The organism is Jiangella ureilytica, assembly GCF_004348545.1.
In the GTDB taxonomy this organism is placed as follows: domain Bacteria; phylum Actinomycetota; class Actinomycetes; order Jiangellales; family Jiangellaceae; genus Jiangella; species Jiangella ureilytica.
In genome coordinates this window covers 96,391-111,298 of record NZ_SMKL01000011.1, presented here as the reverse complement: position 1 = coordinate 111,298, position 14,908 = coordinate 96,391, and the positions used below count along the sequence as shown (strand labels likewise).

11 protein-coding genes and 1 tRNA gene are annotated in these 14,908 nt (G+C 71.6%); all 12 read left to right on the top strand.

The genetic code is table 11. The features are described from left to right. Positions 1–308 precede the first annotated feature (308 nt). The 12 genes from E1212_RS07035 to E1212_RS06985 all read left to right on the top strand — a co-directional run bounded on the left by E1212_RS07035 (position 309) and on the right by E1212_RS06985 (position 14,901). Positions 309–381, top strand: a tRNA-Gln gene (locus E1212_RS07035). 159 nt (positions 382–540) lie between these two features. Next, positions 541–1,947 carry a bifunctional UDP-N-acetylglucosamine diphosphorylase/glucosamine-1-phosphate N-acetyltransferase GlmU gene (gene glmU / locus E1212_RS07030; protein ID WP_238992271.1) on the top strand — a complete coding sequence of 469 codons (1,407 nt, stop codon included), beginning with the start codon at positions 541–543 and terminating at the stop codon, positions 1,945–1,947. Beyond that, entirely contained in the window at positions 1,944–2,924 is a 981-nt protein-coding gene (locus E1212_RS07025) for a ribose-phosphate diphosphokinase (RefSeq protein ID WP_131980720.1), read from the top strand. The genes glmU and E1212_RS07025 overlap by 4 nt, the downstream gene beginning before the upstream one ends. Positions 2,925–3,095: 171 nt before the next feature. Continuing rightward, complete coding sequence (locus tag E1212_RS07020) at positions 3,096–3,755, top strand: 50S ribosomal protein L25/general stress protein Ctc (protein ID WP_131980718.1); 660 nt, start codon at positions 3,096–3,098, stop codon at positions 3,753–3,755. A 30-nt stretch (positions 3,756–3,785) separates the two neighbouring features. After that, positions 3,786–4,367 (top strand): aminoacyl-tRNA hydrolase, encoded by a 582-nt coding sequence (gene pth / locus E1212_RS07015; RefSeq protein ID WP_131980716.1) that lies wholly within the window; start codon positions 3,786–3,788, stop codon positions 4,365–4,367. Beyond that, complete coding sequence (locus tag E1212_RS29310) at positions 4,368–4,664, top strand: hypothetical protein (RefSeq protein WP_162605365.1); 297 nt, start codon at positions 4,368–4,370, stop codon at positions 4,662–4,664. A 14-nt stretch (positions 4,665–4,678) separates the two neighbouring features. Beyond that, the gene (locus tag E1212_RS07010; RefSeq protein WP_162605364.1) at positions 4,679–6,034 is read left to right on the top strand and encodes an exopolysaccharide biosynthesis polyprenyl glycosylphosphotransferase; all 1,356 of its coding nucleotides are present in this window, start codon (positions 4,679–4,681) and stop codon (positions 6,032–6,034) included. A gap of 72 nt (positions 6,035–6,106) precedes the next feature. Then, positions 6,107–6,988 (top strand): dTDP-4-dehydrorhamnose reductase, encoded by an 882-nt coding sequence (rfbD, locus tag E1212_RS07005; RefSeq protein ID WP_131980712.1) that lies wholly within the window; start codon positions 6,107–6,109, stop codon positions 6,986–6,988. A gap of 108 nt (positions 6,989–7,096) precedes the next feature. Continuing rightward, positions 7,097–7,882, top strand: a complete 786-nt coding sequence (locus E1212_RS07000) for a 3'(2'),5'-bisphosphate nucleotidase CysQ (RefSeq protein ID WP_131980710.1) — start codon at positions 7,097–7,099, stop codon at positions 7,880–7,882. Then, on the top strand, positions 7,879–8,787 hold the full coding sequence (gene cysD, locus E1212_RS06995; protein ID WP_131980708.1) for a sulfate adenylyltransferase subunit CysD: 909 nt from the start codon (positions 7,879–7,881) through the stop codon (positions 8,785–8,787). Before E1212_RS07000 ends, cysD begins: the two co-directional genes overlap by 4 nt. Further along, entirely contained in the window at positions 8,787–10,037 is a 1,251-nt protein-coding gene (cysN, locus tag E1212_RS06990) for a sulfate adenylyltransferase subunit CysN (RefSeq protein WP_131980706.1), read from the top strand. Before cysD ends, cysN begins: the two co-directional genes overlap by 1 nt. 244 nt (positions 10,038–10,281) lie before the next feature. Further along, a complete protein-coding gene (locus tag E1212_RS06985; protein ID WP_203416538.1) occupies positions 10,282–14,901 on the top strand; it encodes a DUF4082 domain-containing protein in 4,620 nt (1,539 codons plus the stop codon). The last annotated feature ends 7 nt before the right edge of the window (positions 14,902–14,908 follow it).

The window sequence follows — 14,908 nt, the reverse complement described above, 5'->3', positions numbered from 1 at the left end:
GGCGTGCCCAGGGTCTCCCCGTCCCCCTGATAGCTGCCCGTTCTTAGGCCCCGGGTGCCCGGGTCAAGTCCAAGCGCCCCGACCCCGGCGGCGCGCAAGCACAGAGCGCGCGGACTTGAGGCGGGTGGCCGGGGTTAAGAGAATGGGCAGCAAGGGGGACGGGGAGCCCACCTCAAACCCCGGCCAACCTCAAACCCCCGGCCAACCTCAAACCCCCGGCCGACTTTAGGACCCCCGGCCACCGGTGTGATCGTCGCGATACCGTAGAGGGGTGCGGGCGGCGACGTGACGGTCGGGCGCGCCCACTTTCCGCCGTAGTGTAATCGGTTAGCACGAGGGCCTTTGAAGCCCTTTGTCCAGGTTCGAGCCCTGGCGGCGGAGCTCATGAGCCCACCCGGACCAGGTCTCGGGTGATGTTCTCGCGAGCAGAGCCGGACGGGTAATGTCGTGTCCAAGCCCGCCACCGAAGCCGAGGAGCTCGAACGCGTGACTACGCGCCCGGCCGCCGTCGTTGTTCTCGCCGCTGGCGAGGGCACCCGGATGAAGTCGTCCACACCGAAGGTCCTGCACGAGGTCGCCGGCCGCAGCCTCGTCGGGCATGCCGTCGCCGCCGCGCAGGAGTTGAAGCCCGACCACCTCAGCGTGGTCATCGGGCACGGCCGCGACCTGGTCGCCGCGCATCTGGGCGAGACCGCGCCGGCTGTCACCACGGCGGTGCAGGAGCAACAGCTCGGCACCGGCCACGCCGTCGGGGTGGCGCTGGAGCAGCTGCCCGAGCTCGACGGCGTCGTCGTCGTCACGTACGGCGACGTGCCGCTGCTCACGGGCGACACCCTGCACGCGCTGGTCGAGCAGCACGTGGCCGACGGCAACGCCGTCACGGTGCTCACGGCCGAGGTGGCCGATCCCACCGGCTACGGCCGCATCGTGCGCGAGGCCGACGGCGGAGTGCGGGCCATCGTCGAGCACAAGGACGCCGACGCCGAGACGCGCGCGATCAAGGAGATCAACTCCGGCATCTACGCCTTCGACGCCGCCGTGCTGCGCGACGGGCTGAGCCGCATCACCACCGAGAACGCGCAGGGCGAGCTCTACCTCACCGACGTGCTCGGGCTGGCGCGGCAGGACGGCCGCCGGGTCGGCGCCGTCGTCACCGACGACCCCTGGCAGACCGAGGGCGTCAACGACCGCGTCCAGCTGGCCGCCATCAACCGCGAGCTGAACCGCCGTGTCACCGAGAAGTGGATGCGCTCCGGCGTCACCATGATCGACCCCGCCACCACGTTCATCGACGTCACCGTGGTGCTCGAGCGCGACGTCGTGCTGCGTCCGGGTGTGCAGCTGCGCGGCACCACGGAGGTGGCCGCGGGCGCCGAGGTCGGCCCCGACAGCACGCTCGTCGACACCGTCGTCGGCCCGGGCGCGAGCGTGGTGCGGGTGCACTGCGACGGCGCGCACATCGGCGCCGGCGCCACCGTCGGCCCGTTCACCTACCTGCGGCCCGGCACCGTGCTCGAGGCGAACGCCAAGGCCGGCGCCTACGTCGAGATCAAGAAGTCGACGGTCGGCCCGGGCGCGAAGGTGCCGCACCTGACCTACGTCGGCGACGCCACCATCGGCGAGGGCGCCAACATCGGCGCCGGCACGATCTTCGCCAACTACGACGGCGTCGAGAAGCACCCGACCACGGTCGGCAAGCACGTCTTCGTCGGCAGCGACTCGGTGCTGGTGGCGCCGGTCGAGCTGGCCGACGGCAGCTACGTCGCAGCCGGGTCCACGGTCGTGTCGGGGACGGAGCCGGGCGAGCTCGCCGTCGCGCGCGGCCGGCAGCGCAACATCGCGGGCTGGGTGGCGCGCAAGCGCCCCGGCAGCAAGAGCGCGGCGGCGGCGGAGCAGGCGGCCGCCGGCGACACGGGTGACGACGGCAACGAGGGGGAGCAACCGTGACGGGGATCCGCGCGACGGGCACGAAGACGCTGATGCTGTTCGGGGGCCGCGCGCACCCCGAGCTCAACGCCGAGGTGGCCGACGCCCTGGGCGTCAGCCTCGTGCCCAGCAAGACCTTCAACTTCGCCAATGGCGAGATCTACGTCCGGTTCGAAGAGAGCGTGCGCGGCAGCGACGCGTTCGTCATCCAGAGCCACACCGCGCCCATCAACGAGTGGATCATGGAGCAGTTGATCATGGTCGACGCGCTGAAGCGGGCGTCGGCCAAGCAGATCACCGTGGTCATGCCGTTCTACGGCTACGCGCGGCAGGACAAGAAGCACCGCGGCCGCGAGCCCATCTCCGCGCGCCTCGTCGCCGACATGTTCAAGACGGCGGGCGCCGACCGCCTCATGGCCGTCGACCTGCACACCGCGCAGATCCAGGGCTTCTTCGACGGTCCGGTCGACCACCTGTGGGCGCTGCCCATCCTGGCCGGCCACGTGCAGGACAACTACGCGCCCGAGAACATGACGGTGGTCTCGCCCGACGCCGGGCGGGTGCGGGTCGCCGACGTGTGGGCCGACCGCTTGGGCACGCCGCTGGCCATCATCCACAAGCGCCGCAACCCCGACGTCGCCAACGAGGTGAAGGTGCACGAGGTCGTCGGCGACGTCCAGGGCCGCACCTGCCTCCTGGTCGACGACATGATCGACACCGCCGGCACCATCACGCAGGCCGCCGAGGCGCTCATGGAGGCCGGCGCCGCCGACGTGCTCGTCGCCGCGACGCACGCCGTGCTGTCCGGGCCGGCGGTCGATCGGCTGAAGAACTCCGCCGGCATCAAGGAAGTCATCGTCACCAACACCCTGCCCATCCCCGAGGACCGCCGGTTCGACAAGCTGACGGTGCTGTCCATCGCACCGCTCATCGCGCGGGCGATCCACGAGGTCTTCGAAGAGGGCTCGGTCACGAGTCTCTTCAACGGCAACGCCTGACCCAGCCGGTTTCACATCGGGGCTGCTCCAGGGCTAGACTTGGCGGGTTGCCTCGGCGAGGGTGCGTCTTTCTTGACGACACCGTGATCGACGCGGTGCGCAGTCGGTGCGCGCCCTTGCCCGAGCCCGACGTGCCGCTGACCGCCCACCGCGCTTTCGAGGAGTTCTCCCGTGTCCGACGTCAAGATCGCCGCCGAGCTGCGTACCGAGTTCGGCAAGGGCGCCGCGCGCCGCCTTCGCCGCGCTGCCAAGGTTCCCGCGGTCCTCTACGGGCACGGGACCGACCCCGTCCACCTGGCGCTGCCGGGCCACGACACCATGCTCGCGCTGAAGACCCCCAACGTCCTCCTCACGCTCGACATCGAGGGCCGGGGCAGCGAGCTGGCGCTGCCGAAGCACGTGCAGCGCGACCCGCTGAAGGGCTTCATCGAGCACGTCGACCTGCTGCTGGTCAAGCGCGGCGAGAAGGTCACCGTCGAGGTGGCGGTCCACGTCACGGGCGAGGCCGCGCCGGGCACGCTGGTCAACCTCGACCAGCCGACCGTCTCCATCGAGGCCGAGGCGACCCACCTGCCCGAGGGCATCGAGGTCTCCGTCGAGGGCCTGCCCGAGGGCACCCAGATCCTGGCCAAGGACCTTACCCTCGCCCGTGGCTCCGCCCTGGCCGGCGACCCCGAGCAGCTGGTCGTCAACGTCACCGCGGCGCCCACCGCCGAGCAGCTCGAGGGCGAGGTCGAGGAGACCGCTGCCGAAGGCGAGGCTGCGGCCGACGAGGATGCCGCCGCCGAGGGCGAGGCTCCGGCCGCCGAGGCCGCTTCCGACGAGTCCTGAGCTCACTCCGCCGGGCCGGGGAGCCTGTCGATGTCCGACGCGTGGTTGGTGGTCGGGCTGGGCAACCCCGGCCCGACGTATGCCGGCACCCGGCACAATGCCGGGGCCATGGTGGTCGACCTCCTCGCCGAGCGGGCCGGCGTCGCACTCAAGTCGCAGCGCAAGCACCGGGCCGACGTCGCCGAGGTCCGGCTCGGCGGCGTGCCCGGTGTCCGGGCCGTCCTGGCCAAGCCGCACACGTACATGAACGAGTCCGGCGGCCCGGTGGCGCTGCTCGCCGACTTCTACAAGGTCGAGCCGGACCGCCTGCTGGTCGTCCACGACGAGCTCGACCTGCCGTTCGGCACCGTCCGGCTCAAGCGCGGCGGCGGTGACAACGGTCACAACGGGCTGCGCTCGGTGCGGGCCCGCATCGGCACCGGCGACTACTGCCGGCTGCGGTTCGGCATCGGCCGGCCGCCGGGACGCATGGACGCCGCGGCGTTCGTGCTCAAGCCCTTCTCCACTGTTGAGAAGCGTGAGATCGAGCTCGAGCTCGACCGCGCCGCCGACGCCGCCGAGGCCGTCGTGGTCGACGGGCTGACGTACGCGCAGAATCACTACAACGCCTGAATGACGTGGGTCGATGCGGCCCCGTGGACCGCGCGTTCCGAAATCGTCGCGTTCGACTGGTCCCATTCCGCCCAATCAGCGTATAGTCCGTCCCAGTTCGTCGGCTTGATGATGAGCCGATGGGGGGAAATCGTCGCCTTGGGGGGGCCATGGCTACGGTCGGTTTGTCGTCGGCTGGTGCGCGCGTTCATGCAGGGAAGCGACCATCGCTATTCGATGGTGGAAGCAGCGCGCATGCTCAGCCCGTCAATCGTCCTTTTCGTTATCGTCGCGCCACTGCCGCGGGTGATCTGCTGACCGCAGCCGCCGCTGTGGGCGCGACCTGGGCACTCAACTGGACCGCGGTCGATGCCGCGATCGCCGTCAGCGCGATCGCGGTCGGCTGGCCGTTCGTCCTGACCGCTCGCAGCGGCCGGCCGGACCGGCTGTTCGGGGTCAGGAACACCTACCGCGACGTTCTGCAGGCGCTCGCCGCGCTCGTCGCCGTGGCCGCCATCGCCAGTGCGGTGCTGTCGGTGCCGCTGCTGGGCACGGCGTTCCTCGTGGCGACCGCGGTGCTGACGACGGGCTCGGTCGCGGTGCGCATGCTGGTCCGGCGCAAGCTCGGGCAGCTGCGCCGGCTCGGCCGGGCCACGCGGCGCACGCTGGTCGTGGGGCCGGCTGCGAGCGTCACCGCCACGCTCGACCGGTTCACGCAGGACGGCGAGCATCCGCTCACCGTCGTCGCGGCCTGCATCGAAGACGACGGCACCGCGCCGCCGTCGTCGATTCCGGTCGTCGGCAGCATCGACCGCGGCCTGCCGGGCCGCGACGACGCACTGCGCGACGAGGAGATGGTGCAGGCGGTCCGGCTGGCGGCCCAGCGGGTCCGCGCCCGCACCGTCTGCGTGACGGCGGGCTCGGAGTTCGCCGGCGACCGGCTGCGGGCGCTCACGTGGATGCTGGGCGACCTCGGCATCGACCTCGTGACCGACCTCGGGCTGTCCGACGTCGCCGCGCACCGCATGGGGCTGGGCACCATGGGCTCGAGCGTGCTGCTGCACGTCAAGCAGGCCCGCCCGACGAGGCTGCGACTGCTGGCGAAGGTGGCCACCGACCGCGTGCTCGCGTCGGCGATCCTGCTGCTGATCTCGCCGCTGCTGCTGGGCATCGGCCTGGCCGTGAAGCTGACCGACTCGGGTCCGGCCATCTACCGGCAGGTCCGGGTCGGGCGCGACGGCCTGTTCTTCACGATGTTCAAGTTCCGCACCATGTACGTCGACGCCGACCTGCGCCGCGCCGAGCTGCTCGACTCCGGCGACAACGACGGCCTGATGTTCAAGATGCGGCAGGACCCGCGGGTCACGCGGATCGGCCGGGTGCTGCGCAAATACTCGCTCGACGAGCTCCCGCAGCTGATCAACGTCGTGCGCGGCGAGATGTCGCTGGTCGGGCCGCGGCCCGCGCTGCCCGAAGAGGTGGCGGCGTACGACGGCACGGCCCGGCGCCGGCTGGTCGCGATTCCCGGCATGACCGGCCTGTGGCAGGTCAGCGGGCGGTCCAACCTCTCCTGGAACGAGACGGTGCGGCTCGACCTGCGCTACGTGGACAACTGGTCCTACGGGAACGACCTGCAGTTGCTGGGCCGGACGGCGGGCGTGGTGGTGCGCAGCACCGGCGCCTACTGACCCCTCGGCCCTGGTCGAGCCGCCGCCCGCTCGCCGGTGTATCGTCCTGACGGCCGGTGAGGGGAGTCCTGGGTGGCGACGTGGCTGGTCACCGGTGCCGACGGCGTACTCGGCCGTGACCTGGTGACCATGCTGCGGGCGGTGCGTGAACGGGTCATCCCGGTCACGCGCCAGGTCCTCGACCTCACCGACCGCAACGCGGTCGAGGCGGCCGTCACGACCATCGCCCGCATCGGCGCGCACGGCGGCGCGATCGTCGCGAACCTCGACAGCTGGGCCGACGTCGACGCGGCGGAGGTCGACGAGGGCGGCGCCCGCGCCGTCAACGTGTTCGGCGTCGCCACCCTCGCGCGGGCCTGCGCCCGCAACGACCTGCGGCTCATCCACCTGTCGACGAGCTACGTGTTCGACGGCTGCGGCGAGGAGCCGTACACCGAGGACACGCCGGTCTCGCCGGCCACCGCCTACGGGCGGACCATGGCCGACGGCGAGCGGGCGGTGCTCGACGAGCTGCCCGAGACCGGCGTGGTGCTGCGGACCGGCTGGCTGTACGGCGAGTACGGGCGCAGCTTCGTCCGGTCCACCGCCGCGTCGGCCGCCAAGCGCCCCTTCGCCGACGTCATCGACGACCAGTGGGGCCAGCCGACCTGGACGCTCGACGTGGCCGACCGCGTCATCGACATCGGCCGGGCGGGTGGCGTCTCGGGTGTCCTGCACGCCGTCAACTCCGGCGCGACCACGTGGTTCGGGCTGGCCCGGGCGGTCTACGCCGAGCTGGGGCTGGACCCGGAGCGGGTGCGGCCGATCGCGGCCGACCAGGTGCCGCGGATCGTGCCGCGGCCGGCGCACTCGGTGCTGTCGCAGGAGCGGTGGGCCCGGTTCGGGCTGGCACCGCTGCGGCCGTGGCGCGAGGCGCTGCGGGCGGCCGCGCCGAGCGTCCTCGGCATCGAGTGACCGCCGTGACCGGATGCTGGACGTCGCGTCTCGGATGATGGGCGAGCGCGTGACCGGCCGCCGGTTCGCCCTAGGCTGGGACGTTCGAGACCGGCTTCGAGGAGATCCGTGGCTTCCACCGATGCGATCCTGGCCGCCCGCCTCGCCACCGAGGCGGGCGCGCTGCTGCTCGCACTGCGTCGCGACCACGACCCGGCCACGGGCACTCATGCGCTGCGCGACGCCGGGGATCGCGCAGCCCATCGACTTCTGGCCGACGCGCTCGCGGCCGAGCGGCCCGGCGACGCCGTCCTCAGCGAGGAGGCGCCCGACGACTCCGGGCGGCTCGACGCCCGGCGGGTGTGGATCGTCGACCCGCTCGACGGCACCCGCGAGTTCGGCGACGGCCGCGACGACTGGGCCGTGCACGTCGCGCTCTGGCAGGACGGCGAGCTGACGGCGGGCGCTGTCGCCCTGCCCGGCCTGGGCGCCGACGGCGTCACGCTCGGCTCCGACCCCGCCCCGGGCCTGCCGCCGCGCGACCCGGCCGCCGCAGCGCGCATCGCCGTCAGCCGCAGCCGCCCGCCCGCCGCCGCGCAGCAGGCCGCCGCCGCTCTCGGGGCCGAGCTGGTCCCCATGGGCTCGGCCGGTTTCAAGGTCGCCGCCGTCGTCCGCGGCGAGGCCGACGCCTACGTGCACGCCGGCGGCCAGTACGAGTGGGACTCCGCCGCGCCGGTCGCGGTCGCGCGCGCCGCGGGTCTCGTCGCCAGCCGGCTCGACGGCTCGCCGCTGCGCTACAACCGGGCCGACCCGTACCTGCCCGACCTGCTCGTCGCCCGCCCGGAGCTCGCCGACGCGCTCCTGACCGCCGTCTCCGACGGCGCCATCGCTCGACCCGCGAGGACCGCGCCATGACGATCCACGAGTACCAGCTCTCCCAGCTCGACTACCTCGAGGCCGAGGCGGTGCACGTCTTCCGCGAGGTGGCCGCCGAGCTCGAGCGGCCGGTGCTGCTGTTCTCCGGCGGCAAGGACTCCATCGTCATGCTCCGGCTGGCCGAGAAGGCGTTCTGGCCGGCGCCCATGCCGTTCCCCGTCATGCACGTCGACACCGGGCACAACTTCCCGGAGGTGCTCGAGTTCCGCGACCGGCGGGTCGCCGAGCTGGGCGTGAACCTCGTCGTCGCGTCGGTGCCCGAGGCGATCGAGCGCGGCCTGGTGGCCGAGGAGCCGAACGGCTCGCGCAACCGCATCCAGACGCCGGTGCTGCTCGACGCGGTCGAGAAGCACCGCTTCACCGCGCTGTTCGGCGGCGCCCGGCGCGACGAGGAGAAGGCGCGGGCCAAGGAGCGGGTGTTCTCGTTCCGCGACGAGTTCGGCCAGTGGGACCCGAAGAACCAGCGCCCCGAGCTCTGGAACCTCTACAACGGCCGCATCCACCTGGGCGAGAGCATCCGGGTGTTCCCGCTCTCGAACTGGACCGAGCTCGACGTGTGGCACTACATCCGGCGCGAGGAGATCGCGGTGCCGTCCATCTATTACGCGCACGACCGCGAGGTCTTCGAGCGCGACGGCATGCTGTTCGCGAACAACGAGTTCTGCCGGCCGCGCGAGGGCGAGACGACGTTCGTGGCGAAGGTCCGCTACCGCACGGTCGGCGACGCGTCGCTGACGGCAGCGGTGAAGTCCGACGCCGACACCGTCGAGAAGGTCATCGACGAGATCGCCGCCACGCGGCTCACCGAGCGCGGCGCCACCCGGGGCGACGACCGCGTCAGCGAGGCTGCGATGGAGGACCGGAAGAAGGAGGGCTACTTCTGATGGATCTGCTCCGGTTCGCCACCGCCGGCTCGGTCGACGACGGCAAGAGCACGCTCATCGGGCGGCTGCTGTTCGACTCGAAGGCGATCTTCACCGACCAGCTCGAGAGCGTCGAGCGCACCAGCCGGCAGCGCGGCGACGAGTACACCGACCTGTCGCTGCTGACCGACGGCCTGCGCGCCGAGCGCGAGCAGGGCATCACCATCGACGTGGCGTACCGCTACTTCGCGACGCCGCGGCGCAAGTTCATCATCGCCGACACCCCCGGTCACATCCAGTACACCCGCAACATGGTCACGGGCGCGTCCACCGCCGACCTCGCGATCGTGCTGGTCGACGCCCGCAAGGGCATGGTCGAGCAGAGCCGCAGGCACGCGTTCCTCGTGTCGCTGCTGCGGGTGCCACACCTGGTGCTGGCCGTGAACAAGATGGACCTCGTCGGCTGGTCACAAGAGGTGTTCGAGTCCATCGAGCGCGAGTTCTCGTCGTTCGCCACCAAGCTCGAGGTGCCCGACCTCACCGTCGTCCCGATCTCGGCGCTGCACGGCGACAACATCGTCAGCCGCTCGCCGAACATGCCGTGGTACGAGGGGCCGTCGCTGCTGCACCACCTCGAACACGTGCACATCGCCAGCGACCGCAACCTCGTCGACGTCCGCTTCCCGGTGCAGTACGTCATCCGGCCGCAGTCGCTGCAGCACAGCGACTACCGCGCCTACGCGGGCCAGGTGGCCGGCGGCGTGCTCAAGCCCGGCGACGAGGTCATGGTGCTGCCCAGCGGCTTCACCACCCGGATCGCCGCCATCGACACCGCCGACGGGCCCGTGGCCGAGGCGTTCGCGCCCATGTCCGTCACCGTCCGGCTCGAGGACGAGATCGACGTCTCGCGCGGCGACCTGATCTGCCGGCCGCACAACCGGCCCGCGGTCGCCCAGGACATCGACGCCATGGTCTGCTGGATGGCCGACACGCCGCTGGTGCCCGGCCAGAAGCTCGCCGTCAAGCACACGACGCGCTCGGCCCGGGCCCTGGTGAAGGAGCTGCAGTACCGCCTCGACGTCAACTCGCTGCACCGCGACGACACCGCGACCCAGCTGGGGCTCAACGACATCGGCCGGGTGCGGCTGCGCACCACCGTGCCGCTGCTGGCCGACGAGTACCGGCGCAACCGGCAGACCGGCGGGTTCATCCTCGTCGACGAGTCGACGAACCGCACGGTGGGCGCCGGAATGATCACCTCGGCCGGCTGAGACTCCGGCGCCGAGCGGTGCCGGCCGAGCAAGATCGCCGCCAGGGATGCGGGAATGTCCCATGACGGCTATGCTCGTTTCGATTCGCGTGTCGAGGGGGGCTTCGAGACGCGTGGGGTGATTCGCCCGGGGGGGCCGACAAATGCGGGTGCACCGTTCTGCGTCCACGTCACGCCGGAAAGTCGTGCGTTGGACCATGGCTTTGGCGTCTTTGGTCGCCATGACGGCCGCTGCGCTCATTCCGGTGGCGCCGTCCGCTGCCGCCGATCCGTGCGGTCCGGGCAGCAATCCGATCGTCTGCGAGAACTCCAAGCCGGGTAACGATCCCGACGAATGGGAGATCGACGGTGCCGGCGACGCCAGCATCCAGGGCTTCGCCACCGAGATCAGCGTCAACGTGGGGCAGCGCGTCGACTTCAAGATCGACACCGATGCGCGGTCCTACACCATCGACATCTACCGCACCGGCTACTACGGCGGCGACGGCGCTCGCTTCATCCAGCGGGTGAACCCGTCGGCCACGCTGCCGCAGATCCAGCCCGAGTGCATGCGCGACGTCGCGACCGAGCTGTACGACTGCGGCAACTGGGGCGTCTCGGCGTCGTGGAACGTGCCGTCGACTGCGGTCTCGGGCGTCTACATCGCCCGGCTGAACCGCCCCGACCGCGACGAGTCGAGCCACATCACCTTCATCGTGCGCAACGACGCCAGCACCTCCGACATCGTCTTCCAGACCTCCGACACCACCTGGCACGCGTACAACTCCTACGGCGGCTCGGACTTCTACCGCGGCGCCGCCAATGGCCGCGCGTACAAGATCAGCTACAACCGCCCGTTCGCCACCCGCGGCGGCATCGAGGCCCGCGACTTCTACTTCGGCGCCGAGTACCCGATGGTCCGCTTCCTCGAGCAGAACGGCTACGACGTCAGCTACATCGCCGGCGTCGACACCGATCGCCGGGGCAACCTGCTGACCAACCACGAGCTCTTCCTGTCGGTGGGCCACGACGAGTACTGGTCCGGGCGGCAGCGCGCCAACGTCGAGGCGGCCCGCGACGCCGGCGTGAACCTGGCGTTCTTCAGCGGCAACGAGATGTACTGGCGCACCCGCTGGGAGCCGTCCATCGCCGGGCCGACGACGAACTACCGCACGCTGGTCTCATACAAGGAGACCTGGAGCTACAACAAGATCGACCCGGTCCAGACCGAGTGGACCGGCACCTGGCGCGACCCGCGGTACGCGGCACCGTCGACGGGTGCCGGCCGGCCCGAGAACGCCCTCGTCGGCACGGCGTACATGGTCAACTACTCCGACCTGCCGGTCACGGTGAACTCCGCCGAGGGCAAGCTGCGCATGTGGCGCAACACCGGGTTGAACAACCTGGCGTCCGGCACCAAGGTCGCGCTCGCCGAGAGCACCGTCGGCTACGAGTCGAACGAGGACCTCGACAACGGCTTCCGGCCGCCGGGCCTCATCCGCATGTCGACGACGCAGGGCCCGGTCTCGGAGTACCTGCAGGACTTCGGCAACAGCGTCGCGCCGGGCCAGACCACGCACCACATCACCATGTACAAGGCGCCGAGCGGCGCGCGGGTGTTCTCGGCCGGCTCCGTGCAGTGGTCGTGGGGGCTCGACGGCGTCCACGACGGCTGGGCGGTCGCGCCGGACAAGCGGATGCGCCAGGCGACGGTGAACCTGCTGGCCGACCTCGACGCCCAGCCGGGCTCGCTCGACCCGCTGCTGGTCCCGGCCACCAAGACCACCGACACCACGCTGCCGACGGCCACCATCACGTCGCCGGCGGCCGGCGCCCAGCTGAACAACGGCGCCAACGTCACGGTCACCGGCACCGCGGCCGACGTCGGCGGCGTCGTGGCCGGCGTCGAGGTGTCGACCGACGGCGGCGCCACCTGGCACCCGGCCACCGGCACCACCAGCTGGTCGTACACGTACGTCCAGAAGGGCACCGGTCCGGGCGACGTGCGGGCGCGCGCCATCGACGACAGCGCCAACATCGGCAACGCCGTCACCCGCGCGGTGACGGTGAACTGCCCGTGCTCGATCTACGGGCCGACGGTGCCGCCGGTGACCAGCACCGACGACGGCTCCGCGGCCGAGCTGGGCCTGAGGTTCCAGCCGACCACGGACGGCTACGTCACCGGCGTGCGCTTCTACAAGGGCCAGGGCAACACGGGCACGCACGTCGGGTCGCTGTGGAGCTCGACGGGTGAGCTGCTGCGCAGCGTGACCTTCCAGAACGAGACCGCCAGTGGCTGGCAGCTGGCCCGGTTCAACCGGCCGGTCGCCGTCACCGCGGGGCAGACGTACGTCGTGTCGTACCTCGCGCCGGCCGGCCGCTACGCCAGTCAGGCCTTCGCGTTCACGGCCAGCAGTCTCGAGGCGAAGCCGCTGCGGGTCGCCGGCGGGTTCGGCACCGCGCCGGCCGGCGTCTTCGGCTCGCCGGCCACGTTCCCGAACCAGAGCTGGAACAACACCTCCTACTTCGTCGACGTCGAGTTCTCGCTGGTCGACAACTCGCCGCTGGCGGTCTTCGACCAGTGGCCGCTGGTCGACGCGGCCAGCGTGCCGCAGGACACCGCCATCAAGGCGTCGCTGTCGAAGATCGTCCCCGCGGCGTCGGTGACCATGACGGTCAAGGACGCCCTGGGCAACCAGGTCGCGGGCAGCACCTCCTACGACACCGCCACCCGGACCGCCACGTTCACGCCGGCCAACGACCTCGAGGGCTTCGTCGAGTACACCGTCACGGTGACGGCGAACGAGCCGGTCGCCGAGGGCGGCACCTGGACGTTCCGGACCGCGCGGCCGCCGTCGGCACCCGGCGCCTGCCCGTGCGGCCTCTACGACGAGACCGAGGTGCCGGGGATCCTCGAGATCAACGACCCCGGCCCGGTGACGCTGGGCGTCCGCTTCACGCCGACCCGCGACGGCGACGTCAGGGGCGTGCGGTTCTACAAGGGCCCGAACAACACCGGCACCCACGTCGGCACGCTGTGGGGTCCCGACGGCGCGCAGCTCGGCTCGGTGACGTTCACCGACGAGACCGGCAGCGGCTGGCAGGAGGCGCTGTTCACGCAGCCCATCCGGGTCTTCAAGGACCAGCAGTACACCGTCGCCTACCGTGCGCCCAACGGCCGCTACTCCGCCACGCTCGACGCGTTCACCACGCAGGGGCGCGACCGGACGCCGCTGATCGCGCCGGTGCGCGCCGGCGCCTACACCTACGGCACCGGCTACCCGAACGAGACCTGGACCAGCGCCTACCTGGTCGACGTCGTGTTCGAGCCGACACCCACGGTGCCCACGGTCACCCAGCACCTGCCCGCCGGCGGGTCGGTGGGCGTGGCCACGAACACCAACGTCGGCGTCACGTGGACGGAGCCGCTGAGCACCACCGGCACCATCACCGTCACGCCCGCGGGCGGTCAGGCGGTCGCCGGCACGACCACCCGGTCCGCCGACAACCTCACGGTGACGTTCGACCCCGCGTCGGCGCTCGCCGCCGGCACCACCTACACCGCGCGGCACTCCGGGGCGCGCACCGACGAAGGCGCCACCGTGCCCACCAGCACGTGGACCTTCTCGACGGCGCCGGCCGACGGCGGCTGCCCGTGCACGCTGCTCGGCAGCTTGGTGCCCGCGGTGCCCAGCGCGTCCGAGAGCGCGCCCGTCGAGCTGGGCACGGCCTTCACACCGTCGCGCAGCGGCGTGGTGACGGCGGTCCGGTTCTACAAGGGCCAGGGCAACACCGGCACGCACACCGGCTCGATCTGGAACTCCGCGGGCGAGCGGATCGCGCAGGTCACGTTCACCGACGAGACCGCGGTCGGCTGGCAGACGGCGACCTTCGCGCAACCGGTCGACGTCCAGGCCGGACAGACGTACGTCGTGTCGTACTTCGCGCCCCGGGGCCGCTACGCCGCCGACAACGGGTTCTTCGTCAACGCCCGCACGCAGGGTCCGCTGACGGCGCCCGCCGGCAACAACGGCCGGTTCCGCTACGACGGCGGCTTCCCGCAGTTCTCCTACGAGAGCACGAACTACTACGTCGACGTCGTGTTCGTGCCGTCCGCCACTCTGGTCACCGGGCAGACGCCGGCCGACGGCGCCACCGGCGTGGCCGTGACCACGACGGTGCGCGGCGTACTGCACGAGTCGGTGGCCGGAACGCCGACCATGACGCTGACCGGGCCGAACGGCGCCATCGCCGGGCAGAGCTCGTACTCGTCGGCCACGCGGACGGTGACGTTCACGCCCAGCGCGGCGCTGCCGTACGAGACGGAGCTGACGGCGGTCGTGTCCGTCGGCGGCACCCCGCTCGCCGACGGCACGTGGAGCTTCACCACCGCCGAGGCGCCGCCCGGGCCCGACGGCTGCCCGTGCAGCATCTTCGCCGACACCGACACGCCCGCCAGCCCGAACTGGAACGACCCCGACGCCGTGCAGGTCGGCGTGCGGGTCACCCCGTCGGCCGACGGCGTCATCACCGGCATCCGGTTCTACAAGGGCCCGCAGAACACGGGCACCCACACCGGGTACCTGTGGTCCGCGGCCGGCGACAAGCTCGGCGAGGCGACGTTCACCGGCGAGACGGCGTCGGGCTGGCAGACGGTGCGGTTCACGACGCCCATCGAGGTGACGGCCGGTGAGACCTACACCGCGTCGTACTACACGACGGTGGGCCGGTACGCCGTCACCGCCAGTACGTTCGCCGCGCCACTCACGCGCGGGCCGCTGACGGTGCCGGCGAACGGCGGGGCCTACGTCTACGGGACGGGCTTCCCGTCCGGGTCGGCGCCGCACAACTACTGGGTCGACGTCATCTACCGATCCGATTCGTGAGAGAAGC

Coding starts and splice junctions, on each gene's coding strand:
- glmU (WP_238992271.1), top strand. CDS start 541: ATGAAGTCGTCCACACCGAAGGTCCTGCACGAGGTCGCCGGCCGCAGC.
- pth (WP_131980716.1), top strand. CDS start 3,786: ATGTCCGACGCGTGGTTGGTGGTCGGGCTGGGCAACCCCGGCCCGACG.
- E1212_RS29310 (WP_162605365.1), top strand. CDS start 4,368: ATGACGTGGGTCGATGCGGCCCCGTGGACCGCGCGTTCCGAAATCGTC.
- cysD (WP_131980708.1), top strand. CDS start 7,879: ATGACGATCCACGAGTACCAGCTCTCCCAGCTCGACTACCTCGAGGCC.
- cysN (WP_131980706.1), top strand. CDS start 8,787: ATGGATCTGCTCCGGTTCGCCACCGCCGGCTCGGTCGACGACGGCAAG.